Origin of the sequence: Corynebacterium sp. HMSC055D05, from assembly GCF_001810365.1 — a bacterium.
Classification (GTDB): domain Bacteria; phylum Actinomycetota; class Actinomycetes; order Mycobacteriales; family Mycobacteriaceae; genus Corynebacterium; species Corynebacterium coyleae.
This window is the reverse complement of sequence record NZ_KV801067.1, coordinates 746-25,033: the sequence shown is the minus strand read 5'-3', so window position 1 is coordinate 25,033 and position 24,288 is coordinate 746. Positions and strand designations below refer to the sequence as shown.

At 64.3% G+C, this 24,288-nt stretch carries 23 protein-coding genes and 4 tRNA genes; 23 read left to right on the top strand and 4 right to left on the bottom strand.

Going from position 1 to position 24,288, the window contains the following annotated elements:
• Positions 1-49 precede the first annotated feature (49 nt).
• The 7 genes from HMPREF2734_RS05260 to HMPREF2734_RS11550 all read left to right on the top strand — a co-directional run bounded on the left by HMPREF2734_RS05260 (position 50) and on the right by HMPREF2734_RS11550 (position 7,220).
• Entirely contained in the window at positions 50-1,012 is a 963-nt protein-coding gene (locus HMPREF2734_RS05260; RefSeq protein WP_070569772.1) for an o-succinylbenzoate synthase, read from the top strand.
• Between the two features lie 62 nt (positions 1,013-1,074).
• Positions 1,075-2,655 carry an SLC13 family permease gene (locus tag HMPREF2734_RS05255; RefSeq protein ID WP_070569770.1) on the top strand — a complete coding sequence of 527 codons (1,581 nt, stop codon included), beginning with the start codon at positions 1,075-1,077 and terminating at the stop codon, positions 2,653-2,655.
• A 64-nt stretch (positions 2,656-2,719) separates the two neighbouring features.
• Positions 2,720-3,247: a hypothetical protein gene (locus HMPREF2734_RS05250; protein ID WP_070421753.1), complete on the top strand. Its 528-nt coding sequence runs from the start codon at positions 2,720-2,722 to the stop codon at positions 3,245-3,247.
• A gap of 4 nt (positions 3,248-3,251) precedes the next feature.
• Positions 3,252-4,889, top strand: a complete 1,638-nt coding sequence (gene menD / locus HMPREF2734_RS05245) for a 2-succinyl-5-enolpyruvyl-6-hydroxy-3-cyclohexene-1-carboxylic-acid synthase (protein WP_070569768.1) — start codon at positions 3,252-3,254, stop codon at positions 4,887-4,889.
• A gap of 32 nt (positions 4,890-4,921) precedes the next feature.
• Positions 4,922-5,338 (top strand): DUF3592 domain-containing protein, encoded by a 417-nt coding sequence (locus tag HMPREF2734_RS05240; RefSeq protein ID WP_246816785.1) that lies wholly within the window; start codon positions 4,922-4,924, stop codon positions 5,336-5,338.
• A 5-nt stretch (positions 5,339-5,343) separates the two neighbouring features.
• Complete coding sequence (locus HMPREF2734_RS05235) at positions 5,344-6,537, top strand: glycosyltransferase family 4 protein (protein WP_070452450.1); 1,194 nt, start codon at positions 5,344-5,346, stop codon at positions 6,535-6,537.
• A gap of 5 nt (positions 6,538-6,542) precedes the next feature.
• Positions 6,543-7,220, top strand: coding sequence for a metal-dependent transcriptional regulator (locus HMPREF2734_RS11550; RefSeq protein ID WP_083308092.1), 678 nt, complete (start codon positions 6,543-6,545; stop codon positions 7,218-7,220).
• On the opposite strand, the gene HMPREF2734_RS05225 is transcribed toward HMPREF2734_RS11550, so the two are convergent.
• The 3 genes from HMPREF2734_RS05225 to HMPREF2734_RS05215 are packed head-to-tail and all read right to left on the bottom strand — an operon-like array spanning position 7,121 to position 9,683.
• Positions 7,121-8,044, bottom strand: a complete 924-nt coding sequence (locus tag HMPREF2734_RS05225; RefSeq protein ID WP_070452444.1) for a metal ABC transporter permease — start codon at positions 8,042-8,044, stop codon at positions 7,121-7,123. The two genes, HMPREF2734_RS11550 and HMPREF2734_RS05225, sit on opposite strands and share 100 nt — an antisense overlap.
• Complete coding sequence (locus HMPREF2734_RS05220) at positions 8,041-8,766, bottom strand: metal ABC transporter ATP-binding protein (RefSeq protein WP_070452441.1); 726 nt, start codon at positions 8,764-8,766, stop codon at positions 8,041-8,043. Before HMPREF2734_RS05220 ends, HMPREF2734_RS05225 begins: the two co-directional genes overlap by 4 nt.
• The gene (locus HMPREF2734_RS05215) at positions 8,763-9,683 is read right to left on the bottom strand and encodes a metal ABC transporter substrate-binding protein (protein WP_371325693.1); all 921 of its coding nucleotides are present in this window, start codon (positions 9,681-9,683) and stop codon (positions 8,763-8,765) included. The genes HMPREF2734_RS05220 and HMPREF2734_RS05215 overlap by 4 nt, the downstream gene beginning before the upstream one ends.
• Before the next feature lie 159 nt (positions 9,684-9,842).
• Here HMPREF2734_RS05215 and HMPREF2734_RS05210 point away from each other — a divergent pair, with 159 nt between their 5' ends.
• The gene (locus HMPREF2734_RS05210) at positions 9,843-10,535 is read left to right on the top strand and encodes a demethylmenaquinone methyltransferase (RefSeq protein ID WP_070452438.1); all 693 of its coding nucleotides are present in this window, start codon (positions 9,843-9,845) and stop codon (positions 10,533-10,535) included.
• A gap of 6 nt (positions 10,536-10,541) precedes the next feature.
• Here the strand turns inward: HMPREF2734_RS05210 and HMPREF2734_RS05205 are convergent, their stop codons facing one another.
• Positions 10,542-11,753, bottom strand: coding sequence for a geranylgeranyl reductase family protein (locus HMPREF2734_RS05205; RefSeq protein ID WP_210384736.1), 1,212 nt, complete (start codon positions 11,751-11,753; stop codon positions 10,542-10,544).
• A 95-nt stretch (positions 11,754-11,848) separates the two neighbouring features.
• Between HMPREF2734_RS05205 and HMPREF2734_RS05200 the strand changes: the two genes are divergently transcribed.
• From HMPREF2734_RS05200 to HMPREF2734_RS05130, 15 genes are all read left to right on the top strand, one after another.
• The gene (locus HMPREF2734_RS05200) at positions 11,849-12,865 is read left to right on the top strand and encodes a polyprenyl synthetase family protein (protein WP_070569760.1); all 1,017 of its coding nucleotides are present in this window, start codon (positions 11,849-11,851) and stop codon (positions 12,863-12,865) included.
• Between the two features lie 64 nt (positions 12,866-12,929).
• Positions 12,930-13,012, top strand: a tRNA-Tyr gene (locus HMPREF2734_RS05195).
• A 246-nt stretch (positions 13,013-13,258) separates the two neighbouring features.
• Positions 13,259-13,331 (top strand) — tRNA-Thr (locus HMPREF2734_RS05190).
• Positions 13,332-13,381: 50 nt separating this feature from the next.
• A tRNA-Met gene (locus HMPREF2734_RS05185) sits at positions 13,382-13,453 on the top strand.
• A gap of 63 nt (positions 13,454-13,516) precedes the next feature.
• Positions 13,517-13,592: transfer RNA gene (locus HMPREF2734_RS05180), tRNA-Trp, on the top strand.
• A 21-nt stretch (positions 13,593-13,613) separates the two neighbouring features.
• Positions 13,614-13,931, top strand: a complete 318-nt coding sequence (secE, locus tag HMPREF2734_RS05175) for a preprotein translocase subunit SecE (protein WP_070421763.1) — start codon at positions 13,614-13,616, stop codon at positions 13,929-13,931.
• Positions 13,932-14,042: 111 nt separating this feature from the next.
• Positions 14,043-14,930 (top strand): transcription termination/antitermination protein NusG, encoded by an 888-nt coding sequence (gene nusG, locus HMPREF2734_RS05170; protein ID WP_070569759.1) that lies wholly within the window; start codon positions 14,043-14,045, stop codon positions 14,928-14,930.
• A gap of 170 nt (positions 14,931-15,100) precedes the next feature.
• The gene (gene rplK, locus HMPREF2734_RS05165) at positions 15,101-15,529 is read left to right on the top strand and encodes a 50S ribosomal protein L11 (RefSeq protein ID WP_070421765.1); all 429 of its coding nucleotides are present in this window, start codon (positions 15,101-15,103) and stop codon (positions 15,527-15,529) included.
• 74 nt (positions 15,530-15,603) lie between these two features.
• A complete protein-coding gene (gene rplA, locus HMPREF2734_RS05160; RefSeq protein WP_070452428.1) occupies positions 15,604-16,314 on the top strand; it encodes a 50S ribosomal protein L1 in 711 nt (236 codons plus the stop codon).
• 102 nt (positions 16,315-16,416) lie between these two features.
• The gene (locus HMPREF2734_RS05155; protein WP_070569757.1) at positions 16,417-18,012 is read left to right on the top strand and encodes a TIGR03773 family transporter-associated surface protein; all 1,596 of its coding nucleotides are present in this window, start codon (positions 16,417-16,419) and stop codon (positions 18,010-18,012) included.
• On the top strand, positions 18,009-19,532 hold the full coding sequence (locus tag HMPREF2734_RS05150) for an anchored repeat ABC transporter, substrate-binding protein (protein ID WP_070452422.1): 1,524 nt from the start codon (positions 18,009-18,011) through the stop codon (positions 19,530-19,532). The genes HMPREF2734_RS05155 and HMPREF2734_RS05150 overlap by 4 nt, the downstream gene beginning before the upstream one ends.
• Positions 19,529-20,368 carry a choice-of-anchor M domain-containing protein gene (locus HMPREF2734_RS05145; RefSeq protein WP_070421769.1) on the top strand — a complete coding sequence of 280 codons (840 nt, stop codon included), beginning with the start codon at positions 19,529-19,531 and terminating at the stop codon, positions 20,366-20,368. The genes HMPREF2734_RS05150 and HMPREF2734_RS05145 overlap by 4 nt, the downstream gene beginning before the upstream one ends.
• A complete protein-coding gene (locus tag HMPREF2734_RS05140) occupies positions 20,365-21,114 on the top strand; it encodes an anchored repeat-type ABC transporter ATP-binding subunit (RefSeq protein ID WP_070482140.1) in 750 nt (249 codons plus the stop codon). Before HMPREF2734_RS05145 ends, HMPREF2734_RS05140 begins: the two co-directional genes overlap by 4 nt.
• A complete protein-coding gene (locus HMPREF2734_RS05135; protein ID WP_070452416.1) occupies positions 21,107-21,967 on the top strand; it encodes an anchored repeat-type ABC transporter permease subunit in 861 nt (286 codons plus the stop codon). The genes HMPREF2734_RS05140 and HMPREF2734_RS05135 overlap by 8 nt, the downstream gene beginning before the upstream one ends.
• The gene (locus tag HMPREF2734_RS05130; RefSeq protein WP_070569755.1) at positions 21,964-24,258 is read left to right on the top strand and encodes a choice-of-anchor M domain-containing protein; all 2,295 of its coding nucleotides are present in this window, start codon (positions 21,964-21,966) and stop codon (positions 24,256-24,258) included. Before HMPREF2734_RS05135 ends, HMPREF2734_RS05130 begins: the two co-directional genes overlap by 4 nt.
• Positions 24,259-24,288 lie beyond the last annotated feature (30 nt).

Below are 24,288 nucleotides of genomic sequence, written 5' to 3'. Positions count from 1 at the left end.
TTATACCTCTTTATAACTACCCCAACCTATAAAGAGGTATAAAGCACCCATGACCCCATCCGTTGACGAGATCCTCGAGCGCGCCCACGTTGTCGCGCTGCCCATGGCTGTGAAGTTCCGCGGCATCACCACGCGTGAGGCCTTGCTTATCGACGGCCCCGCCGGCTGGGGCGAATTCTCCCCATTCATCGAATATGCACCCGAGGAGTCTGCCGCCTGGCTGCGCGCCGGGCTCGAGGCGGCGTTCACCGGCCTGCCCGAAGCCCACGGCACTGTGGAGGTCAACGGCACGATTCCCGCGGTCGAGGACGTCGAGCCTGTGCTCGCGCGCTACCCGGGGGTTAACACGTTCAAGATCAAGGTCGCTGAGCCTTCGCAGTCGCTTGACGACGACATCCGGCGCGTCACCGCCGTCCGTCGCCTCCGCCCCGACGCGCGTTTGCGTGTCGACGCCAACCGTGGCTGGACCGTCGACCAAGCCGTTGAAGCAGCCGACAAGCTTGGCGAGTTGGAGTACATCGAGCAGCCGTGCGCCACGGTGGAGGAACTTGCGGAAGTCCGCCGCCGCACCAGTACGCCGATTGCTGCGGACGAGTCGATTAGGCGTGCTGCCGACCCGTACCGCGTGGCTGAACTGAACGCGGCGGACGTGGCGGTGTGCAAGGCGGCTCCGCTTGGGGGAGTGGCCAACCTGGTCACCATCGCGCGCGACCTGCACCTCGATGTCACTGTCGCTAGCGCTTTGGATACTGCCGTCGGCATGGATGCGGGGTTGATCGCGGCGAAGCTCACCGGTTCGCGTGCGGCGGGGCTGGCAACCCAGCGCCTGTTCGTGGAGGACGTTGCGGAGCCCCGCGTCATGGAAAACGGCGAACTTGCTATCACCCGCACTACCCCCGATCCGGAACGCCTCCACGGGCTTCGCGCCCCAGGTGAGCGCAGGGATTGGTGGTTCGCCAGGGTCCGTGCGTGCATGGCTGTGCTGGAGCAGGATCCCTCTTTCCGGGTGTAATTGTCCGATTTCTTATCGCATTCGCGTGTGGGATCCGGGGGCAGTCGGCTAATCTTTCGCCCATGTCGACTCCCGTGATGCACGAATCTGCCTCGCTTTCAGAAGGCGACCTGGCAAAAGCGCCCGAACCTGGCGAGTGGCGCCGCCAACTTATCGGCCTGATCACCGGTGTGGTGCTGGCTGTTTTGGTGTATTTCTTGTTCCCTGCCAACGCTGCTGAGACGGTGTTGCAGTCCTCCGGTGCGAAGGAGGGGGTGGAGTACTCCGCGGACACGATGCGCATCGTCGCTGCCACCACTGTGTTGATGGGTGCGTGGTGGATGACGGAGGCCATCCCGCTGGCCGCCACCGCCTTGGTGCCGATTGCGGTGTTCCCGATCGCAGGTGTGGCTCCGTTTAAGGAAGTGTCCTCCCCGTACGCTTCGGCGACGATCTTCCTGTTTATGGGTGGCTTCCTCATGGCGCTGGGTCTGCAGCGTTGGAACCTGCACCGCCGTCTGGCTCTGGTGGTGGTCAAGATTGTCGGTACGTCGCCGAAGCGCATCATTTTGGGCTTTATGCTGGCCACTGGCTTTATGTCCATGTGGGTGTCTAACACTGCTACCGCTGTGGTCATGCTGCCGATTGGTACGTCGGTGCTCATGCTGACCGCGGACACGGTTGGTGGCATGAAGAACCAGCGGAAGTTCGCTACCGCGCTCATGCTTGCTATCGCGTACTCGGCTTCCATTGGCTCCCTGGCCACGCTGATTGGTACTCCGCCGAACGCGCTGCTGAAGGGCTACATGGAGGAGGCCCACGGCATCGTTATCGGTTTCGGTCAGTGGATGCTGGTCGGCCTGCCGGTCGCGGTTGTGTTCACCTTCATTGCTTGGTGGTTGCTGATCACGGTGTTCAAGCCGGAGGTAGACACCATCCCGGGTGGCAAGGAGCTGATCGACGATGAGATTAAGAAGCTCGGTGCATGGACCTTCCCGCAGATCGCTGTTGGCGTGATCTTCCTTGTCGCCGCGCTTGCCTGGATTTTCATCCCGCTGGGACGCAATCACTTCGGTTGGGATTTCCCGTACGACGACGCGATCGTCGGCATCATCGCTGGCTTGCTCATGTTCATCATCCCGGGTACCTCTGACGGTAAGCGTCTGCTGGATTGGAAGACGGCGAATGAGATGCCGTGGGACGTGCTGATGCTCTTCGGTGGCGGTCTGTCCCTGTCGGCGATGTTTACCGCAACCGGCCTGTCCCTGTGGATCGGTGAGAAGGCGAAGGGGCTGGCGGTGCTGCCGATGTTCCTGCTCATCTTCGCCATCGCCGCGCTGGTGCTGCTGCTGACGGAGCTGACCTCCAACACCGCAACGGCTGCGACCTTCCTGCCGATCATGGGTGGTGTGGCCGTTGGTATCGGCCTGACCGAGGCGACCGAGATGAACGTTCTGCTGCTGGCTATCCCTGTTGCGCTGTCTGCAACGTGTGCGTTCATGCTGCCGGTGGCAACTCCGCCGAACGCGATCGCTTACTCGTCCGGTTACGTCACCATGGGCGAGATGATCAAGGGTGGTGTGTGGCTCAACGCGATTGCGTTGGTGCTCATCTCCCTGGCTACGTACTTCATCGCAGTACCTGTGTTTGGGCTGGTGCTCTAGGAGCATTCTGCTTATCGACGACGCGCCCCGGCAGTTCTCCTGCCGGGGCGCTAGTCTATTTGCCATGGATAACGAGACGAGACAGTACGGCCGTCCAGGCGACGAGCCGCAGCGCCCGCGCCCGAGGCAGTACTTCCCGGACCAGTCCGAACAACAGGCCCAGTACGACGATCAGTACTACCAGCCGCAATACCAGCAGTACGAGCCCCCGTACGAGCCCCAGTATCAGGAGCCGTACCAGCCGGAGCCGCAGAAGGGCTCGAGTGCCGCGTCGATTGCGCTGGGTGTGTTCGCAGCGTTGGCGTTCATTGCAGCTGTGGTGCTGTTTTTCCTGTGGCAAGGGGCGGCAGCGGATGCCAAAAAGCAGCCGTTGACGGAGACGGTCACCCAGACGACCACCGCGACGGAGACCACGACTACGACGACGACGAAGTTCCCGTCGATCTTCCGCGACCGCGAGGAAGCAACCTCGATGTTGCCGCCGGAGCCGCTGCCGGATGATGTTGAGATCCCGCGCGATGTTCGGGACAGTGCCCGCGATATTCTCGACCAGATCCGCGACGGCGCGGACCAGTTTCTCCAGGAGCAGTAGGTAGATGGCAACGGCTATGGAATTGGCTACGGCGGTGGCGGGGGTCGTCGCAAAGCATTGCACTGATGTGGTGATGAGCCCGGGTTCGCGCAACTCGCCGCTGGCGTACGCGCTGCTCGCGCGTCGCGACATCACGGTGCATATGCGTATCGACGAACGCTCCGCCGCCTTCACCGCCCTCGGCCTCGCACGCGTGCAGCGCCGACACGTTGGCGTGGTGATGACCTCGGGCACGGCGGTGGCGAACGCGTACCCGGCGATGATCGAGGCGCATATGTCGCACACGCCGCTTGCCGTGATCAGCGCCGACCGCCCGGAGCGCCTCGTGGGCACCGGTGCCAGCCAGACCATTTGGCAGCAGGGCATCTTCGGCCGCTACGCCGAGACCCAACAGGTGGCGGACGAGGCGGCGGCGGAAGCGATCTCGTTCGACGCCGGCCAAGTACACATCAACGTTGCGCTGGACACCCCGCTCGTGCCGGACGCGCTGCTAGAGCCGGTTGGCGAGCCGCGCCGGGTCGGCCCGGGCGTCCTCGCACGCGGTGCGCTCGCAGGCTCGGGCGCCGGGTTCGTCGACCATGGAGTCGTGGACATCGACCTGACCCGCGACACGCTGGTCATCGCCGGCGACGAGGCCTGGGAAGTACCCGGCCTGGAACACGTGCCCACCATCGCTGAGCCGACGGCGCCGACCCCGTTCCACCAGGTCCACCCGTTGGCTGCGCGGTTCTTCGCGCAGTCGGAGGTGGCCATCTCCCACGACGGGGGTGACTTCGCCGCGTCCACCAAGCCGGAACAGGTCGTTGTGGTGGGGCACCCGACGCTGCACCGCGACGTCATGGCGCTGCTGGCGGATCCGGACATCACAGTCATTGGCCTGTCGCGCACGGACACGTTTACCGGCCAGCCGGATCTGCGCGGCTCGCGCGTCAACGCCACGGGCCAGCCGACGGATACCTGGATCAAGATCTGTGAGGCAGCCGGCGAGGTCGGCGCCGACACCGTGCGCCAAGCCCTCGCCGAGGAGCAGTTCGGCTTCACCGGCCTGCACGTCGCCGCCGCCGTGTGCGACACCCTCGCGGTGGGCGACACGATGGTGCTCGGCGCGTCGAACCCGGTGCGCGACGCATCCTTTGTTGGCATGCCGTTCGACGGCGTGGACACCTACGCCGCTCGCGGTGCCGCGGGTATCGATGGCACCGTCTCCCAAGCCGTCGGCATCGCCCTTGCCACCCAGGCGCTTCGTGCGGACGAGATCCGCGCACCCCGTACCGTCGCGCTCGTGGGGGACTTGACGTTCCTGCACGACATCAACGGCCTGCTCATCGGTCCCGACGAGCCGCGCCCCGGCAACCTGACCATCGTGGTGGCCAACGACGACGGCGGAGGCATCTTCGAAACCCTCGAGCCAGCAGCGGAGCCGGTGCGAGACGTCTTTGAGCGGGCGTTTGGTACGCCGCATGGGGTGGTCGTCGAGAAGCAAGCGCTCGCGTACGGGGCGAACTACCGCCGCGCCGAATCGCTTGCAGAGCTGCACCACGTGCTGCTTGAAGTCGATGCCCAGCCCGACGGCATCACCGTTGTGGAGGCCGTGACCACCCGCGAAACCCGCCGCGCACTCGCGCAGCGACTGGCCAAGTAATGCGCTGGCGCAGACGCGCACACCAAGCCGTCATGGCGCTCTACGGATGCGCCGTGCTCGGCTGCGTTGCCATGGTCGCAGGGCCCGCGCTTCACGACGCCCAAATCCACGCCAACCCCGGCCGCGGCGTCGCCACCGTCACCGACCAAACCCGGCTGCGCACCTACGTGGAGTACGAAACCGAAGATGGCCGGCTCGTCTCGCCGCGCGAGGGGGTGCTCTATCCCTCCGGGCTCGGACCCGGCCAGCAGGTGTGGGTGACCTACGCCAAGAACAACACCGACCTGGTCAAGGTGGAAGGCCGCGGGTGGGCGCTCTCGCTCATCCCCGCCCTGTCGGTGCTGGCCGTGGCGACGATTATCGCCGCCCTGGCCTGGCTCGCCGTAGGAAAAATTCACGTCTGGTTCAACCGGAATTCGACCGAAGTTTCACGCCAACTGGGAAAGTAAACAACATGCGAGTGGGAATCGTCGCCGAGTCCTTTCTGCCCAACGTCAACGGAGTGACCAACTCCGTCCTTCGCGTCCTTGAGCACCTCAAACGGGAGGGCCACGACGCGATCGTGATCGCGCCTGGCGCCCGCGAGTTCCAGGACGAAGTTCCTGACTACCTTGGCTTTGAGATCGTGCGGGTGCCCACCGTTATGGTGCCGTTGATCGATTCGCTGCCCATCGGCGTTCCCACCACCACGGTCACGGCAGCACTGTCGCAGTTCAAGCCGGACATCATCCACCTGGCCAGCCCGTTCGTGCTCGGCGGAGCGGGGGCGTTCGCGGCCCGCCAACTCGGTGTGCCCGCGGTCGCGCTCTACCAGACGGACGTGGCCGGCTTTGCCACGAAGTACCAACTGTCCACCCTGGCCACCATGGCGTGGGACTGGACCCGCACCGTGCACAACATGTGCGAGATGACGCTCGCGCCGTCGTCGGAAACGATCAAGGCGCTGGAGGAGCACAACATCAAAAATATCCGCCATTGGGGCCGTGGCGTGGATGCGGAACTGTTCCACCCGTCGAAGCGCTCCGACATCCTGCGCCGTTCGTGGGATCCGACCGGTACGAAGAAGATCGTCGGGTTCGTCGGCCGCCTCGCCGCGGAGAAGTCCGTTGACCGCCTCGCCCCGCTGGTTACGGACCCGTCCATCCAGTTGGTCATCGTCGGCGGCGGCCCGGAGCGCGAGGCGCTTGAAGAGGTTTTGCCCAACGCCGTGTTCACCGGCCCGCTTTCTGGCGAGGAGCTCGCCCGCGCGTATGCATCGCTCGACCTGTTCGTGCATACCGGCGAGTTTGAAACCTTCTGCCAGGCCATCCAGGAAGCTCAAGCCTCGGGCGTGCCCACGATCGGCCCCCGCGCTGGCGGCCCTGTTGACCTCATCGAGCACGGCGTCAACGGTTTGCTGCTCGACGTGGCCACCTTCACCGAGGAGCTCCCCGACGCAGCGCGTTGGCTTCTCGACGACACCCGCCACCCCGAACTCACCACCACCGCCAGGGCGTCCGTGGCCGACAAGACTTGGGAGGCGCTTGGGCAGCAACTCCTTGGCTACTACACCGAGGTGCTCGACTCCTACGAGCGCAAGGTGATCCACCTGTTCGGCCGCGATGTTGCACTGCCGCGCTGGGTGCCGGTGAAGCGCAAAGTAGACTGACGGGCATGTCTGTCGGCGACCTGTCTACCAGCACTCAGAACTACCTCAAGGGCATTTGGGCCCTTTCAGAGTGGTCGGATGCGCCGGTGACGTCGTCGTCAGTGGCAAAGCACCTTGGGCTGCGGAAATCCACGGTGTCGGACGGGGTGCGCAAACTTGGCGAGCAGGGACTTGTCACACACAAGCCTTACGGCACGATCGAACTGACCGAACTCGGCCACACGTATGCGGTGGCGATGATCCGCCGCCACCGCCTCATTGAAACGTTCCTGGTGGAAGCCCTCGGCTACACCTGGGACCAAGTGCACGACGAGGCGGAAAATCTCGAGCACTCCGTGAGCGACTTCATGGTCGAGCGCATCGACGCATTTCTTAACTACCCCACCCGCGACCCCCACGGTGACCCCATCCCCTCGGCCAGCGGGCGTGTCGACACCCCCGAAGCCGTCCCGCTGACCGGCGTGCAACCGGGCCAGACAGCCACGATTGAACGCATTGCCGACGACGACCCGAAACTGCTGCAATTCTTCGACAGCCACGGGCTCGTTGTCGGCGCAACCCTCGAGGTGGACGAGGGTGCCCCTTACTCCGGCGCGGTGGCGGTGCGGCTTGCCGGCGCGGCGGAGGCGGTGCCGCTCGGCGAGGAAGCCACAGATTCCGTCTTCGTGCGCGTAGATGCGTAACGACGACCGCGCAGCACCCCATGCGGGCCGAACAGATATACCACGGCAAACACCACACCCTGGGCGAGCACAATCATGCCGCCAGAGGCTGTGTCTAGGTAGTAGGAGCAGTACAACCCCACGATTGCACACGCCGCCGACATGGTCGGGGCGATGATGAGCATTGTGCCGAACTTGTTGGTGAGCAGGTAGGCGGTCGCGCCCGGGATGATCAGCATCGCCACCACCAGGATCACCCCCACAGCCTGTAGCGCCACAACGGACGTCAGTGCCAGGAGCGCCAGCAGTGCCGCACCGAGCAGACGCGGATTCAACCCAATCGCGTGTGCATGGGTGGGGTCGAACGCGTAGAGGGTGAAGTCGCGCCGCTTGAGCACCAGCACGCTCAACACGATCGCTCCCAGGATGGCCACCTGCAGCAGGTCCCCACGGGACACACCAAGCAGATTGCCGAAGATGATGTGGTTCAGATCCGTGTGCGAAGGGGTTACCGAAATGAGCACGAGCCCCAGCGCGAACATGGTGGTGAACACAATGCCAATGGCCGCATCCTCCTTCACCCGGGACGTATCGCGCACCAGCCCGATCAGTGCCACCGCAAGGAACCCGAACACCACCGCGCCGACGGCAAACGGCACACCCAGAATGTAGGCCAGCACCACGCCGGGCAGGACAGCGTGGCTTACCGCATCGCCCATCAGCGACCAGCCAACCAACACCAGCCAGCACGACAACAGCGCGCAGACAATCGACGCCACCAGCGAGGTCGCAAGCGCACGCATCATGAACTCGTACCCAAACGGCTCCGTAAGCAGCGCAATCATGCTGACACCCCCATTCCGAAGCCCTGTACCAAATTGTCCGGCTCTAACACCACTTCAGTCGGGGCGTGCATTAACACCCGGCGGTTCAACAGCACTGTCTCCGGCGCGAGTTGCGGCAGGGCGACCAGATCGTGCGTCACCACAAAAATAGTGGTGCCTTCAGCGGCGAGGTCGCGCAACAGCTCAGTGATGGTGGCCTCGGAATGTTTGTCCACGCCGGCGAAGGGTTCGTCGAGAAGCATGATGCTCGCACCCTGAGCGATACCGCGGGCGATGAAGGCACGCTTCTTCTGGCCACCCGAAAGCTGACCGATCTGGCGGTCTGCGAACGACTCAAGGTGGGTGCGCTCTAACGCGCGATCCACAGCCGCAATGTCCTCCGCACGCGCGTGGCGGGTAAAGCCCATGTGGCCGTAGCGGCCCATCATGACCACATCACGCACTGTGACCGGGAACTGCCAGTCCACGTCCTCGCTCTGCGGGACGTAGCCCAGCACCTGCGTCTTGCGGGCGCGCATGGGGTCGATGCCGTTGATACGAACCGTGCCGCGATCCGGCTTGACCAACCCCATGATCGCCTTGAGTAGCGTGGATTTGCCCGCGCCGTTCATGCCGATCAGTCCACAAATGCGACCCGGTTGGACGCTCAAAGTTGCGCCGTCGAGCGCGACGACGTCGCCGTAGCGCACCGCAACATCCTCAACCGCGATTGCGGGGATCACTGCTTGCCCCCGTTCAAACCGTCGATGATCACCTTCGTGTCGTGGCGAATCAGATCCAGGTAGGTCGGCACCGGACCGTTTTCCTCAGAAAGCGAATCGACGTAGAGGGTGCCGCCGTACTCCGCGCCGGTGGCCTTCACGACCTGCATCATCGGGGCGTTAGAGACCGTGGATTCGCAGAACACCGCTGGGACGTTGTTTTCCTTCACAAACTCGATCGCGCCGGCGATCTGCTGCGGGGTGGCTTCCTGCTCAGCATTGACTGGCCAGATGTAGCGCTCAGTTAGCTTCGCGTCGCGGGCCAGGTAGGAGAACGCGCCCTCACAGGTCACCAAGGCACGCTGCTTGTCGGGGACGGCGGCGAGCTTGGTCTCCAGCTCGTCTTGCACAGCCTGCAGTTCGTTTTTGTATTTCTCGCCGTTGGCCTTGAAGTCTGCGGCGTGTTCCGGGTCGAGTTCGCTGAACGCGTCAACGATGTTGTCCACGTACTTCTGCACGTTCACCGGGCTCATCCACGCGTGCGGATTGGGCTTGCCGGCGTAGGCGTCCTCGGCGATGTCGATCGGCTCGACACCCTCGCTGACCACGGCGTGCGGCACATCCAGATCGGCGACAAACTGGGCGAACCAATTCTCCAGGTTCATGCCGTTATCCAAAATCAGGTCCGCGTCGGCGGCACGAGAAATGTCGCCGGGGGTGGGCTCGTAGCCGTGGATCTCCGCACCAGGCTTGGTGATGGATTCCACCTTGAGGTGATCGCCCGCAACGTTCGCGGCGATGTCCTGGATCACGGTGAACGTTGTGAGCACGACAGGGGTGTCTTTGCCGCCTGCTGCATCAGTGCTTTCTTCAGAGCAGCTCGCCAGGCCGAGGGAGAGAGCAGCCGTAGCGACGAGCGCAAGCACTTTGGTTTTCATCATGTCGTTCCTTTGCGTTGGGAGCGTGGAGGGGAGCAGGCAATCTGTGTGCCCACGCTGGCGAATAATAAAGTTCGGTATGCCGAACTGGCAAGTGGCGTAAGGGCGTACAGCCTACTTTTGTGGGTGGCGAAGTAGACCGAAGTAGACTGACCAACCATGGCCAAGGCGGATCTGGAGAAAAAGCCCTTCGACGTTGCCGGAATGTTCGACGACGTGGGCAAGAACTACGACAAGACGAACACCGTGTTGTCGTTCGGGCTGGACAAATACTGGCGACGACGCACCCGCGAACGCCTCGAACTCAAACCAGGGGAGAAGGTGCTCGACCTCGCCGCAGGCACCGCCGTGTCCACCGTCGAGCTCGGTAAATCCGGCGCGTGGGTCGTGGCGTGCGACTTCTCCCAGGGCATGCTGGCCGCCGGCAAGGACCGTAAGGTGCCCAAGGTGGTCGGCGACGCGATGTACCTTCCGTTTGCCGACAACACCTTCGACGCGGTGACCATCTCCTACGGGCTGCGCAACGTCCATGATTTCGAGGCCGGCTTGCGCGAAATGGCGCGTGTGACCAAGCCCGGCGGGCGCCTTGTGGTCAACGAGTTCTCCACCCCCGTCATCCCAGGATTCCGCACCGTGTACAAGGAATACCTGCCACGTGCTGTGCCGGCGCTGGCCAAGGTATTTTCCTCCAACGCGGAGGCCTACGAGTACCTTGCGGAATCCATCCGCGCATGGCCCAACCAGGAGGAGCTTGCCGCGGCGATCAACGCCAACGGTTGGGAAGACGCCGGCTGGCAAGATCTCACCGCCGGTATTGTGGCGCTCCACAGCGCCGTGAAGCCGCTCGACTAAGCCGCGCTAAGCGACGTCCCAGAGCGGGGCGTTCTTCGGCACCACGCGACCTGCCGCGCGCCACACGCGTGCGACCAGGTCGCGGTCGTCTTCCTGCACCAGGTTGCCCATCAGGCGCGCCGCTGCAGGCATGAGGTAGCGGCCGCCCAGACCGCGCAGCGCCACCGGGCCAGCCAGCGGTAGGAACTGCGGGTAGGTCAGGAGACGGGCGAGGGTGCGAGCCAGCGTAAACGCGTCACCGTAGTGGCTGCGCAGCAGCGCTGGCCACGCAAGCGTGAGGTCGCCGCCTGCGTTGATCAACTCCACGGCGAGCACAGCGGTTTCCAACCCGTAATCGATGCCCTCGCCGTTGAGTGGGTTCACGCACGCTGCCGCGTCGCCGATAAGCACCCAGTTCGGGCCGGCCACGTTGGACACCGCCCCGCCCATCGGCAGCAGCGCAGAGGTAACGGCCTGCTCCGGGCCGAGGCTCCACGCCTCGCGCTGCTGTGCGGCATAGTCGGCGAGCAACTTCTTCGTGTTCACCTTCGCCGGGCGCGCATCGGTGGATAAGGCTCCGCAGCCGAGGTTCACGGTGCCGTTGCCAAGCGGGAAGATCCAGCCGTAACCAGGCTGAATCACGCCATCCGCGTCGCGCAGCTCCACGTGCGAATGCATCCACGGCTCGTCCGAAAACGGCGAATCGCAATACGAGCGTGCCGCAATCCCGAATACCTCCCCTTTGTGCCACTCGCGTCCCAGTTTCTTGCCAAAGGGGGAGCGCACGCCGTCGGCAACCACGACCCACTTCGCGCGTACCGAGCCCTGATCCGTCTTCACAGCACTGATCGCGCCGCCGGAAAACTCCACACCCGTCGCGGCGAAGTTCTGGCGGATGGTGGCGCCGGCGGTGCGGGCTTCGTCGACAAGCATTGCGTCAAACACCGTCCGAGGAGCCGCAGAGCCTTCACCGCGCGGCCAAGGCGCCTCGACGTCGCCGCCGTAGCCGTGCAACTTCAACCCCTTGTTGCGATACGCGGGTACCTCCAGATTGAGTGCCTCGAGCGTCTCCACCGCACGCGGGGTCAACCCATCGCCGCAAGTTTTGTCGCGGCCGGGACCCTGGGCGTCGAGAAGCAAAGTCTGCAAACCCGCACGCTGCGCCGCAATCGCCGCCGCCGAACCAGCCGGTCCAGCACCCACAACCACAAGGTCGAAATACTTAGTCACGCAACTGATTGTGCCAGCGCCACCCACTGCTACAGAACCAAGGGCAAGTGGGCTACGGTAGGTGCGTTATCCATGTGCCCCTCCAACCTGCAAGGACGTTATCGATGACGTACGGCACCACCCCGTCACCCCGCCACGGATTCAAGATTGACCTTGGCGACGACGCACTCAACACCCGGCTCAACACCGGGCTAGAAGCGGTGGAGGACCTCCTCATGGCCGAACTTTCACGCGGCGAAAAGTTCCTCACCGACAAAGTCACCCACCTCGCCGCAGCCGGCGGCAAACGCTTCCGCCCCATGATGGCGCTGCTGTGCGCCGAGTTTGGCCCCAACCCGCGCGCCCAAAACGTAATCAACGGCGCCACCGTCACCGAAATGGTGCACCTGGCCACGCTGTATCACGACGACGTCATGGACGAAGCTGAACGCCGCCGCGGCGTTGAGTCCGCCAACGCGCGCTGGAGCAACACCGTCGCCATCCTTGCAGGCGACATCCTGTTTGCCCACGCCTCACGCCTGATGAGCCGAATGGACCTGGCCACCGTCGAGCACTTCGCCGACACCTTCGAGGAACTGGTCACCGGCCAGATGCGCGAAACCGTCGGCGCACAAGGCACCAACCCGGTTGAGCACTACCTGAAGGTCATCGACGAGAAAACCGGCGTGCTCATCGCGTCCGCCGCCTACCTGGGCGCGCGGCACTCCGGCGCGTCCGACGAGGTGGTCCAGCGTTGCGCGCGCATCGGCGACGCCGTGGGCATGGTGTTCCAAATCGTCGACGACATCATCGACATCTTCTCCGCCCCCGAACAGTCCGGAAAGACCCCAGGTACCGACCTGCGCGAAGGCGTGTTCACTCTGCCGGTGCTCTACGCGCTCGAAGAGGACTCCGAGGCCGGCGAAGCCCTTCGAGGGCTCCTCACGGGCCCGCTTACCGACGACGCCGACGTCACCCGCGCCCTCGACCTCCTGGGCCAGACACGCGGCCGTGAACGCGCCTTGGAAACCGCCCGCGGATACCTGGACATCGTCGAACGCGAACTCGACGCGCTGCCCGACATTCCAGCCCGCGAAGCGCTGCGCACCATGACCCGACTTACCGTCGAACGTGTCGGATAACCAGGCGATTTGCCTACATTACGGTGGCGTGATGTAAGGTAATCCCCGCACTTCAAACGTGCACGCCAGGTTGCCCGAGCGGCCAAAGGGAGCGGACTGTAAATCCGCCGGCATTCGCCTTCAGAAGTTCGAATCTTCTACCTGGCACAGGCACACCCCGCCGATCCCCATCACGGATCGGCGGGGTTTTTCGTTGTGCGGTGCTGTGGTTCTGCGGCTGCAGGGCGGTAGGGAGTGATGGCCTATGGCGTAGGTTATGGAGCGGTTTATGTCGTCGATAAGCATGTGCAAAAACATGGGATGTACTGGCGATTTGTGTTTATAAACGATATCGGGTTAATCTTCTCAAGGCTTCAACGGAGCGGGTCGCAAGATCCACAACAAAGAGGCTGTGCCCCCTTAGCTCAGTCGGCAGAGCGTTTCCATGGTAAGGAAAAGGTCGACAGTTCGATTCTGTCAGGGGGCTCTGTTGTTTGCTGGGGTCCTTGCACTTCGTGCGAGCGTCAGTGAACACATGGCGGTGTAGCTCAGTGGTAGAGCAAGCGACTCATAATCGCTGTGTCGAGAGTTCAATTCTCTCCATCGCTACTCACCTCAAACGGACGTCACAAGCGCCCGTGGTAGGGTTAGGCGCACCGAATAAGGTGCCCTAGGGGCGTGGCGCAATTGGTAGCGCAACGGTCTCCAAAACCGTAGGTTGCAGGTTCGAGTCCTGTCGCCCCTGCCAAAACAACCTGGAGGAGTTTTCGTGACTAACCCCAACGGTCAGAATGCCGCACAGCCAACCGGCAAGCGCCAACTGCGAGGGGTCTCGCCCGTGTCCTCCGACGGGTACGAAGCAAAGCGCACCCCCGTCAATGCCGACGAGGCCGAGGAAAAGACCACCAGCATCGCAACCTTCCCGGGCGAAGTCGTCTCCGAGATGAGCAAAGTCATCTGGCCGACCGGCAAGCAGATGCTGAACTACACGCTGATCACATTCGCGTTCCTCATTGTGCTCACCATCCTTGTCTGGGGTACCGACACCCTGGCTTCCATGGGGATTCGTTGGATTCTCATCCGATAAGTACAATTTCACGCGTAACGTTTCCCGCCTCCTCGAACACCGAGGGAAGGCGGGATACTTTTTGCCCCGGTAACCTTGGGGCACACCCGCGAACATACGAGGAGAACAACCATGACTGAGGTAAACGAGGACGTCAACGGCGCGATCGAAAACAACGAGCAGGAAATGATCGACGAAGGCGCGCCCGTCGACCCCTCCACCGACCCGGTCATCCACGGCGACTCCGACCCGGCCGGCACCAACGAGCAGGATGACAACGCCGAGGCGACCGAGGGCGCGGAAGCGCCGGAGGCAGAGGGCGTTGAGGCCGCGGAGGACACTGAGGCCCCGGACGTGGAGGCTACGTCCGACTTCGACGCTGAATACCGCAAGCGCCTGCGCGAGTACACCCGCGAACTGAAGAAGCAGCCGGGCGAGTGGTACATCATCCAGTCCTACTCCGGCTACGAAAACAAGGTGAAGACCAACCTGGAGATGCGTAGCCAGACCCTCGAGGTCGAAGACTCCATCTACGAGGTCGTCGTGCCTGTCGAGCAGGCGCTGGAGAAGAACAAGGACGGCAAGAACAAGCTGGTCAAGCGCAAGCTGCTGCCGGGCTACGTCCTCGTGCGCATGGACATGAACGATGCCGCATGGTCCGTGGTGCGTGAAACCCCGGGCGTGACCTCGTTTGTCGGTAATGAGGGCAACGCCACCCCGGTGAAGCACCGCGACGTCGCCAAGTTCCTGCTGCCGAAGTCCGCCGCGGCCGGCGCGAAGCCGCAGGTCGACGCCGAGGGCGACACCGTTGTGCCGTCGGCGGAGGAGGCGCCGAACAAGGTCACCCACGACTACAAGGTCGGCGAGGCCGTCACCATCCTCTCCGGTGCACTGGCGTCCGTGTCCGCTACCATCAACGCCATCGACCCGGAGACCGGCAAGATCGAGGCGCTCGTGTCCATCTTCGGCCGCGAGACCCCAGTCGAGCTGACCGCCGATCAGATCGAGCGCATCATGTAAGCGCATTTTGCTTATCGACGACGCTCTGGCGTAACCTATCTCGTCGCGTGTGTTTTGCGCACACGCGACGTTTTCGTTTTCTCATCCCCGGTGGCTGGGAAAAACCCGGCATCCGGAAGCCTTACCGCTGTTCATCGCGGTGGCGAGGCTGTAACTAGGAGGTAATTGCGATGGCTAAGAAGAAGGTCACTGGCCTGATCAAGCTTCAGATCGAAGCTGGTATGGCAAACCCGGCCCCGCCGGTCGGTCCGGCACTTGGTGCACACGGTGTCAACATCGTTGAGTTCACCAAGGCATACAACGCTGCGACCGAATCCATGCGCGGCAACATTGTCCCGGTGGAGATCACGGTCTACGAAGACCGCTCCTTCGACTTCATCCTGAAGTCCCCGCCGGCTGCATCCCTGCTGCTGAAGGCTGCAGGCCTGCAGAAGGGCTCCGGCGTTCCGCACACTGACAAGGTTGGCAAGGTCACCTGGGAGCAGTGCAAGGAAATCGCCGAGACCAAGAAGAACGACCTCAACGCCCGCGACATCGAGGCTGGCGCCGCGATCATCGCTGGTACCGCACGTTCGATGGGTATTGACGTCGAGAAGTAAAGCGCACCTCGTCGCTTTACGTGGAAGGGCCTTCAGCCAGGCCCGCCAACCACAACTCCTGAAAGGAATCAAACATGGCTAAGAAGTCCAAGCGTTACATTGAGCAGCTCGCCAAGGTGGACCGCGACGCGTTCTACCACCCGCTGGATGCGGTGACCCTGGCAAAGGAGACCGCTTCCGACAAGTACGACGCAACCATCGACGTTGCGATGCGTCTGTCCGTCGACCCGCGCAAGGCCGACCAGCTGGTCCGCGGCACCGTCAACCTGCCGCACGGCACCGGTAAGACCGTCCGCGTCGCAGTCTTCGCTGAGGGCGAGAACGCCACCAAGGCGAAGGAAGCAGGCGCTGACATCGTCGGCACTGACGAGCTCATCGAGCAGATCAACGCTGGCCAGCTCGACTTCGACGTCGCGATTGCGACGCCGGACCAGATGGCTAAGGTCGGCCGCGTCGCCCGCGTGCTCGGCCCGCGTGGTCTGATGCCGAACCCGAAGACCGGCACGGTCACCCCGGACGTCGCTAAGGCGATCCAGGACTCCAAGGGCGGCAAGATTGCCTTCCGCGTGGACAAGGCATCGAACCTGCACGCAATCATCGGTAAGGCTTCCTTCACCCCGGAGCAGCTCGCTGAGAACTACGGCGCACTTCTCGACGAGGTCGTTCGCCTCAAGCCGTCTTCCGCCAAGGGTGTCTACCTGAAGAAGATCACCGTGTCCGCAACCCAGGGCCCGGGCGTTCCGGTTGATACCTCTGTGGAGAAGGACTACGCCAAGAAGGCATAGTCTTCCCGCAACGATTTCGCGCCTCGGTGGTTCACCGGGGCGCTTTTTCGTGTCTGGGGGTAGTGCTTTGTCGCAACGCTTAATGGAAGTAGTATTCGTTAAGTGTTGAAAACGGTTACCAATAGTCTTGTGGTTGTCTGCCTCGCCGCCTTGCTCACCCTGTTGACGTGTGGCGTGGCACTGGCGGATCCCGCCCGTTTTGATCGGGGCCACATCGATGTCTTCAACGTCACCGCCGACGGTGGCAGCCTGACTTTGGACCTGCAGGAGGACGTCACCGGCTCCCACGTGCGCCGCGCACCCGAGGATGTCGATTTGGTTGTCGGCGAGGCGGCCTACACCGACGAAACCGCCAACGTCCCAGAGATCGGCGAGCCCGGCTACCTGCTGCCACAGACCCAACGTGCCGACCTGCTGTGGCCCGGGTGGGACACCCAGGGCGTGCGCGAAGGTGGCTTCGGTCGCGTCGACATCGAGTTCCGCGAGGTCTCCGGGCCAGGATCCGTCTACCTGTTCCAGACGGGAAGCTTCGGCTCCTTCCAACCCGTGCTTGATAGCGACCAGCCGCAGCTCTCCTCAGGATCCCGCATTGTTCAGGACGACCCGTCCCACGTCCACGCGAACTGGCTGTTCACCCAGCCGGGGGTGTACACCATGAAGGTTGTGGCAACCGCGGACGGCGCAGAGTCCAACGAGGCGGTGTACACGTGGCACGTCGGCGACGCCAGCGCCGAGACCGGTACAGACCGCGCCAGCGCCGAAACCAAGGCCGACACGTCGAACAACGACACGACCCACAACGACGCAACCAACAGCGCAGACTCGGTTTCGAAGTCTGTTGCTTCCAAGCCGGCAGCCCAGAAATCTGCGCCCGCAGCCCCAGCAGCACCTGCGGCCAAGCCGGCGCCCGCCACCACCTCAGCAGCGGCGAAGAAATGCACACCCGCGTTGCGCCCGATGATCAAGGACGACCGCAACGTGCCCGCCACCTGGAAGCGTCCGGAAGACCTTGTGTTCGGGCTTGGCAACGCGGCGGAGGCGGACCTACCCCAGGCGGTCGGCCCAGTGCCTGCCGGCAAAGCGTGGATGATTGGTGCGACACAGCAGGACAACGTGCCGTGGCTGGGTGCGAACACGCAGCACGAGTCGCTCATTGAACACACCACCGGCGAGGTCACCTGGGAAGTAACAAACTTCAACGGCCCCGGCCCAATGACCGTGTTCACCCAGGGCGGCCTGGGGCAAGTGGTGGGCGAGGAGTGGTTCACCGCAGAGAATGGTCGCGGCTCCGGCAGCCACACGATCCCGGCGAACTCGCACGTGCACCCCAATTGGGTGTTCGGTGCACCCGGCACGTACAAGGTGACCATCCGTCAGACCGCCACCACAAAAGGCGGGGAGAAGGTCTCCGGCGAGGCCACGCTGACGTTCAACGTTGGAGAAGCCGGCAACGCCGATAGCGGCCACTTCGATTTCGGCTCCATGTTTGACCCAGAAGGCAGCTGCAGCGCCGGAGCTGCAACGGCACAAGGCAGCGACGCCGCACGCTCAGGTGACCTCGCAGAGACCGGCACCACAGTGATGACCGTGCCGTTCGCCATCCTGGGCCTCGGCGTCGCGGTGTTCGGCGCGGCGATGTGCACGCTGGACACTGCCTTGCGACGCCGCCTGATTGCCCTCGCAGGAGCCTCGAAGTGAAGCGCGCCAAAGCTATAGCGGCCCTCGGGTTGGTTGCGGGTCTGGTGGGCTGCGCGCAGGCGGACGGTGCGGTGGATGATGGCCGGTTGCGTGTGGTGGCGTCGACAAGCATTCTCGCGGATGTCGTGCAGAATGTCGCCGGCGATGCCGCTGACGTCACCCCGTTGATGCGTCGCGGCGCCGACCCGCACTCGTATGAGCCGACCCTGCACGCCACGCGCGACATTGCCTATGCGGACGCCGTGTTCACCAACGGGCTGTTGCTGGAGCCGCAAGCATTGAGCCGCACGATCGAGTCGACGGCGCGACCCGACGCGCGTGTGGTGGCGCTCGCCGAGCAGACGCAGCGCTACGGCTACGCCCCGATCCCGTTGGTCGAGGACGCGAGCTTGGACACCGTGTGGTTGGGCCTGCGCTTCGAGGGTGACCTGCCCGCCACCGCGGTCACCGAGCTTTCGCTTGTCGACGCCACCGGCCCCGGCAAAGCTTTCGCCTTCATCCTCGGCACGTTTGGCACACCTGAGTTGCTCTTCGACTCCGACGGCGGCTCGACCATGCTGCCGGCGGGTGCGCACACGCACGTGAGTTGGGCCTTTTCAGCGCCGGGTGTGTACGAGTTGCGGCTGCGCGCGTCGGTGCGCGACGCGGTCGATGCGCCGGAGCGCAGCTCCGCCGAGCAAACCGTGACGGTGGTTGTCGGCCAGGACCCGGCACAGGTCGCGCCTGGGAAGGTGGCGATCGAGCATGGTCACGTGGACATCGCCACGCTTGTCGACGACACCACCACCCACCTGACCCTTCGCACCGACGACCACAGCCACCCCGGCCACACCGACATCAACCCCGCCGACGCCGTCGTTGTCGTACCCACAACCACCCTGCAGCCGATCCCGCCACAGCGCGAGTTCCGCTTCCTCGGCAACCCGGACGACGAGACCTACCTGCTGCCGCAGGCGGTACTCGGCCGCCACGTGCACGGCGAGCTAGACCCGCACATCTGGCACGACCCGGCCGCGATGAAAGCGGTGGTTGACGTGGTGCGCGACGAACTGTCCGCCATCGACCCGTCACGCGCCAGCCAGTTCGCGGACAACGCCAAGCGATACCAGTCGCTTCTCGACGACACCGACCGCACCGTCCGCGCCATGTACGACTCCATCCCCGAAACCAACCGCAACCTGGTCACCACCCACCACGGCTACGCCTACCTCGGCCGCGCCTACGGGCTGCGCATCGCAGGCTTTGTCACCCCGAACCCGAGCGTGGAGCCGAGCCCCCGCGACCTGCTGGCACTCTCGCGCACCTTGGACAACCTCGACGTGCCGGCCGTGTTCGTCGAGTACGGCAGCGAACAAGAAACGCCTGTGCTCACCCAAACGGCCGCCCAGCACGGGGTGAACGTGTGCCCGATCTGGGGCGACTCTCTCGACCCGCCCGGTCAGGGGCCGGCGCAAACGTATGTGGACTTTGTGCTGGCCAATGGGTCGTCGATTAGTAACTGCTTGAAAGGACAACAATGAAAAAGATTCCAGCCCTCATCACCGCCGCCATGATCGCGGCCGCACCCGCAGCAACCGCCCAGGTACAGGACAACAACCCCGCCCTGCAACAAGTCGTTGATGCCAACGAAACGATCGCGCCGGAAGGCGAACGCACCGTCATCGACGCAGGCCACGTTGACCTCGGCCCCATGTTCGTGGACGGCAACCTGCAGTTCCTCGCCCGCGACGACACCCACGAACCCGCCATGTGGCGCCACCTCAACGACGTCGTCTTCGCCGTCGGCGACGCCGCCAAGCAAACCCTGCCCGACACCAACGACTTCGACTTCACCGGCGCCAAACCAGGCTCCGACGTATGGGTCGTGCCCCAAACCGAAGTCGCAGGCGTGCCATGGCTGGGCTGGAACTCCCAAGCCCCCTCGCTGCTCGAGCGCTCCACGTCCGGCATGAGCCTCGAATTCGCCGGCCACGACGGCCCTGGCGACTTCTCCCTCTTCGTCCAACCCGGCGGCTTCCACGAACCGCAGCAACTGTGGAACTCCCGCACCGAAGGCGACCAGTCCATGTGGGTCGAACCCAACACCCACACCCACGCCAACTGGGTGTTCACCGAGCCGGGCGTGCACCTGATCAAGGTGCGCGCGAAGGTGGAGGACACTGACGGCCAGGTGCACACCGACGAGCAGGTGCTGCGCCTTGCGGTCGGCGTTGACCCGCAGGAGGCGTTCGACGCGGAGTTTGCGGGCGCCGGGGAGGGGGCGTCGTCGTCAAGCAATGTGCTCCTGTTCGCAGGCTTGGGTGTGCTCGTCCTGGCGTTGGTGGCGTTCGCGGTGGTGTGGGGGCGTCGTAAGTGATCACAATCCGCGACCTTGCCGTGTCCTACCCGGGACGTGAAGTGTTTCAGGGCGTGGACGTCACGCTCAACGGCGGCGAATTCACCGGCCTGCTCGGGCCGAACGGCGCAGGCAAAACGACGCTGATGCGTGCGATGCTCGGGCTCGTACCCGCCGACGCAGGCACCGTCGAGACGACCGACTCGCGTCCGATCCGCGACGTCGTCGGCTACGTGCCTCAACGCCACAACGTCGCGTGGGATTTCCCAATCGACGTCTACACCGCCACCCTCAACGCCACGCTTGGGAAGCGCCCCTGGTACCGCCGCGCTGGCGAACGCGACCGCATGTGGGCGCAGCGTGCGCTTGAGATGGTGAACCTTGCAGACCTCGCCGACCGCCCCATCAGCGACCTGTCCGGCGGCCAGCGCCAACGCGTGCTCATCGCGCGTGCTTTGGTGCGCCGTCCGCGCATGCTGCTTCTCGACGAACCCTTCACCGGCCTCGACATCCCCACCACGGAACATTTGCTCGGGCTGTTTCGAGAGCTCGTCGATAAGGGCCTGGGCGTTGTGATGTCCACCCACAACATCGTCGAGGCCGTCGAATCCTGCGACCGTCTCATCCTGTTCAAAGGCGGCATCGTGGCGGATAGCCCGACGCGCCTGCTTAACGACGACACCCCCTGGATGCACACCTTCTCCGTCGGCCCCGACTCACCGTGGCTACGAGGCGTGCGCGCACACCTGGAGGCCGCCCATGCCTGAGATTTCCTTCCTGCAATTCCTCGCCGACATGGCGAACCCACAACTGGCCTTTCTGCCACGTGCGCTGGGCGCCGCCGTGATCGCCGCGGTGCTCTGCGCGGTGGTCGGGTGCTTCGTGGTGCTGCGCGGCATGGCGTTCATCGGCGACGCCGTTGCGCACGCGGTGTTTCCCGGCATCGCCGTCGCCTTCGCCTTGCAGACCTCGGTGCTGCTCGGCGGCGCGGTGGCGGGTGCGTTGGTGGCGGTGCTGATCGCGGTGATGTCGCAACGCCGCACCATTAAAGAAGACTCCGTGATCGGCATCGTGTTTACCGCCGCGTTTGCCATCGGCCTGGTGATCATCTCGCGGGTCGAGGGCTACACCGCCTCCGTGAGCTCGTTCCTGTTCGGCTCGCTCACCGGCGTTGGCGTGCGCGAACTGGTGGTCAACGCGGTCGCTGGCGCCATCATCGTCGCCATTGTGGTCGTCCTGCGCCCGTGGCTGACCGCCGTCGCTTTGGACCGCGAAACCGCCCGCGCCATGAACCTGCCCGTCGCCGCGTTGGACCTCGCGCTGTATCTCAGCGTGACGTTCGCCGTTGTGCTCGCCGTACAGACCGTGGGCAACATCCTGGTCGTCGCACTGCTGATCACCCCGGCTGCCGCCGCGCGCCTGTTCACCGACCGGCTCGACACGATGATGCTCATCGCCGCCGCATTCGGCGTGGTTGGCAGCGTCCTGGGCGTGTGGCTGGCGTGGGCCTACGATTCCCCAACCGGGGCGACGATCGTCCTTTCCGTCACCGCCCTGTTCGCACTGAGCTGGCTGTTCGCGCCGCGTCGCGGAGTGTTCGCGAAGGTGGTGCGGGCATGAAGTTGAACCGACTTGTGACGCTGGTCGTCGCTACGCTTGCGTTTGCTGTGGCACCACTGGCGCAGGCGAGCAGCGAGCACAAACCCGGCGACCCCGGCCACAGCGTGACCCTCGACGCGGACGTCGACCACCCGTGCGCCGGCCGCAAACTGCTCTACCACTCCCACAACGACGCCCTCTACGGCACGCGCTCCGGCGGCAAGCTAGCGGTGATGGCGGTCGACGGCCAACAGGTCACCTCCCAGGACTCCGTGTGCTTCCGCCTCGCCCCAGACGCGGACGCCGACGGCAACGACCTGTCCAAACTCACCATCCCCGACGACGGCACCCTCGACTTCCTCGGCCCCCGCGGCAGCGAAGTCTGGGCAGCGCCGCAAAGCGTGGACTGGACCGACAACTGGCGCCCCATCTGGTCGGGCCTCGGCGCATTCGACCCCGCCCACGAACTCGACCCCACGTCGATCCCCACCAACTTCAAAGACGACGTCATGCACTTCGACCTCGTCGACATGGATGCGCCCGGCGACATCAACGTCATGTTCACCAGCCGCGTCTACGAACCGGAGCGACTGTTCGACTCCTCCAACCCAGACATGCGCACCATCACCTACGAAGTCGGCGGCCACGGCCACTTCACCTGGACGTTTTCCAAACCAGGCATCTACGCGCTGACGTGGCAAGGCCGAGCCGAGCGTACCGACGGCACCACCGAACGCTCCGAACCCATCACCCAATACTGGCTTGTCGGCGACGACGCCACCGTCGGCCTGCCCGAAGGCACCACCACGGGGCTGCGCACCCCAAAGTCGGCATCCACACCCACTGACGCGCAACCGACCACGTCGGCGACCACCACGGCGACCACCACGGCACCGACCTCACCAAAGGCCTCCACGTCGGCGCAGCCAACCACCGCGCCAACTCTTGCGCCGACACCGACCTCGCCAAAGGCCTCCACGTCGTCTAGCACGTCGGCGCAGCCAACCAGCACGCAGCCCAAGCCGGCACCAGGTACCTCCACACCCAACGCCGCAGCGAAGGAGCGCGCGCTGATCAAGGCGGGTCATATGGATATGGCCTTGGTGAGGGAGGGGTCGTCGTTAAGCACAGTGCTCATCGATGATTCCGACCCCCTCCACCCGGCGCACCGACCCTCCGGCAGCTTCATCTTCGCCGTGCCCGACAGTGCGCGCACCGACCTGCCCGATAGCGTGCGCGACAGCTTCCCCGGAAGTCCGTCGCAAATGTGGATCCTGCCGCAAGCACAGGACAAGAACCTGCCATGGCTGGGCTTTTCCACCACCGGAGTGTCCGCGAGCGCGATTGAGGAAGGCAGCCGGATCACGGTAAGCATGCGCGACGTCACCGGCCCGGGCCGCCTGATGACATGGCACGAGGATCTGCGAGGCCTGCGCATCGAACTAGACTCGGGCGACCCTTCCAAAACGCTCCAATACCCGGTTAACGCCCACGACCACCAGGGCTTTGGGTTCACCGAGCCGGGCATCTACACGGCGACGTTCGTGTATTCCGGCACCACGCGTGACGGTGAGGCGTTTGAAAAGGAACTCGTCGCAACGTTTGCAGTTGGCGACGACGCCATCACCAACGCCCCAACCAATCCCGACGACACCGATAACGCAGGCAGCACGGGCAACGCGGGCAAAAGCCTGAACGTCCCGCAGGCGTTGGCGGCGGGTCTGCGGCAGGTGGAGAAGGAGATCAAGAAGTTTGGCGACGCCATCGCGCCAGCCGCAAAACCGTCCACGAAGCCGTCTGCGCAGGCAACCACACAGCGGGCGACACGGCCGACGACACGGCCGAGCAACCAGGCAACTTCGCGCCCCTCGCGCACCGCTGCACCTGCGGCCCCGGCAACCACTGCCCAGTCGGCCCAGTCGGCCCAGTCGGCTCGATCGGTGAGTACTGCGCGTGCTGCACAGGCTGCACCTCGCAGTCAGGCGGCGGCTCAATCCACGGCGAAGCAGTCTCCGACGAGGCGTGCGCAGGCAAGCCGTGCAGCGTCATCGCAACTATCGACGAGCACTAGCGCCCCCGCCACAACCTCCGCCCCTTCGCCGGAGCCCTCACCTGAGTCTGCGTCCGATGCTTCGGGCAGCGGGATTCATGCCGCGCAGCCCGTCGAAGGCACGAGCAACTCCGCGACGGCCGGCGGCTTCTGGGCTGGCCTCGCGATTGGTGTTGGCATCATGGCGCTCATCGGCGGCGCAGTACTGTTTGTTGCCGCGCTGAAATTGCTCCGTCGCGCTGAGCGGCACGACGAGCACTAGCCGAAGAGTTGGTCCATTGCCCCGCGGTTG

Bases quoted from the DNA above. Each gene is read 5' to 3' on its own strand.
- HMPREF2734_RS05215 (WP_371325693.1), bottom strand. From the start codon at position 9,683: ATGAAAACCAAAGTGCTTGCGCTCGTCGCTACGGCTGCTCTCTCCCTC.
- nusG (WP_070569759.1), top strand. From the start codon at position 14,043: ATGACTGAGGTAAACGAGGACGTCAACGGCGCGATCGAAAACAACGAG.
- HMPREF2734_RS05255 (WP_070569770.1), top strand. From the start codon at position 1,075: ATGTCGACTCCCGTGATGCACGAATCTGCCTCGCTTTCAGAAGGCGAC.
- HMPREF2734_RS05145 (WP_070421769.1), top strand. From the start codon at position 19,529: ATGAAAAAGATTCCAGCCCTCATCACCGCCGCCATGATCGCGGCCGCA.
- HMPREF2734_RS05260 (WP_070569772.1), top strand. From the start codon at position 50: ATGACCCCATCCGTTGACGAGATCCTCGAGCGCGCCCACGTTGTCGCG.
- HMPREF2734_RS05225 (WP_070452444.1), bottom strand. From the start codon at position 8,044: ATGATTGCGCTGCTTACGGAGCCGTTTGGGTACGAGTTCATGATGCGT.
- rplA (WP_070452428.1), top strand. From the start codon at position 15,604: ATGGCTAAGAAGTCCAAGCGTTACATTGAGCAGCTCGCCAAGGTGGAC.
- HMPREF2734_RS05210 (WP_070452438.1), top strand. From the start codon at position 9,843: ATGGCCAAGGCGGATCTGGAGAAAAAGCCCTTCGACGTTGCCGGAATG.
- HMPREF2734_RS05130 (WP_070569755.1), top strand. From the start codon at position 21,964: ATGAAGTTGAACCGACTTGTGACGCTGGTCGTCGCTACGCTTGCGTTT.
- HMPREF2734_RS05250 (WP_070421753.1), top strand. From the start codon at position 2,720: ATGGATAACGAGACGAGACAGTACGGCCGTCCAGGCGACGAGCCGCAG.
- menD (WP_070569768.1), top strand. From the start codon at position 3,252: ATGGCAACGGCTATGGAATTGGCTACGGCGGTGGCGGGGGTCGTCGCA.
- HMPREF2734_RS11550 (WP_083308092.1), top strand. From the start codon at position 6,543: ATGTCTGTCGGCGACCTGTCTACCAGCACTCAGAACTACCTCAAGGGC.
- HMPREF2734_RS05135 (WP_070452416.1), top strand. From the start codon at position 21,107: ATGCCTGAGATTTCCTTCCTGCAATTCCTCGCCGACATGGCGAACCCA.
- HMPREF2734_RS05240 (WP_246816785.1), top strand. From the start codon at position 4,922: ATGGCGCTCTACGGATGCGCCGTGCTCGGCTGCGTTGCCATGGTCGCA.
- HMPREF2734_RS05200 (WP_070569760.1), top strand. From the start codon at position 11,849: ATGACGTACGGCACCACCCCGTCACCCCGCCACGGATTCAAGATTGAC.
- rplK (WP_070421765.1), top strand. From the start codon at position 15,101: ATGGCTAAGAAGAAGGTCACTGGCCTGATCAAGCTTCAGATCGAAGCT.
- HMPREF2734_RS05235 (WP_070452450.1), top strand. From the start codon at position 5,344: ATGCGAGTGGGAATCGTCGCCGAGTCCTTTCTGCCCAACGTCAACGGA.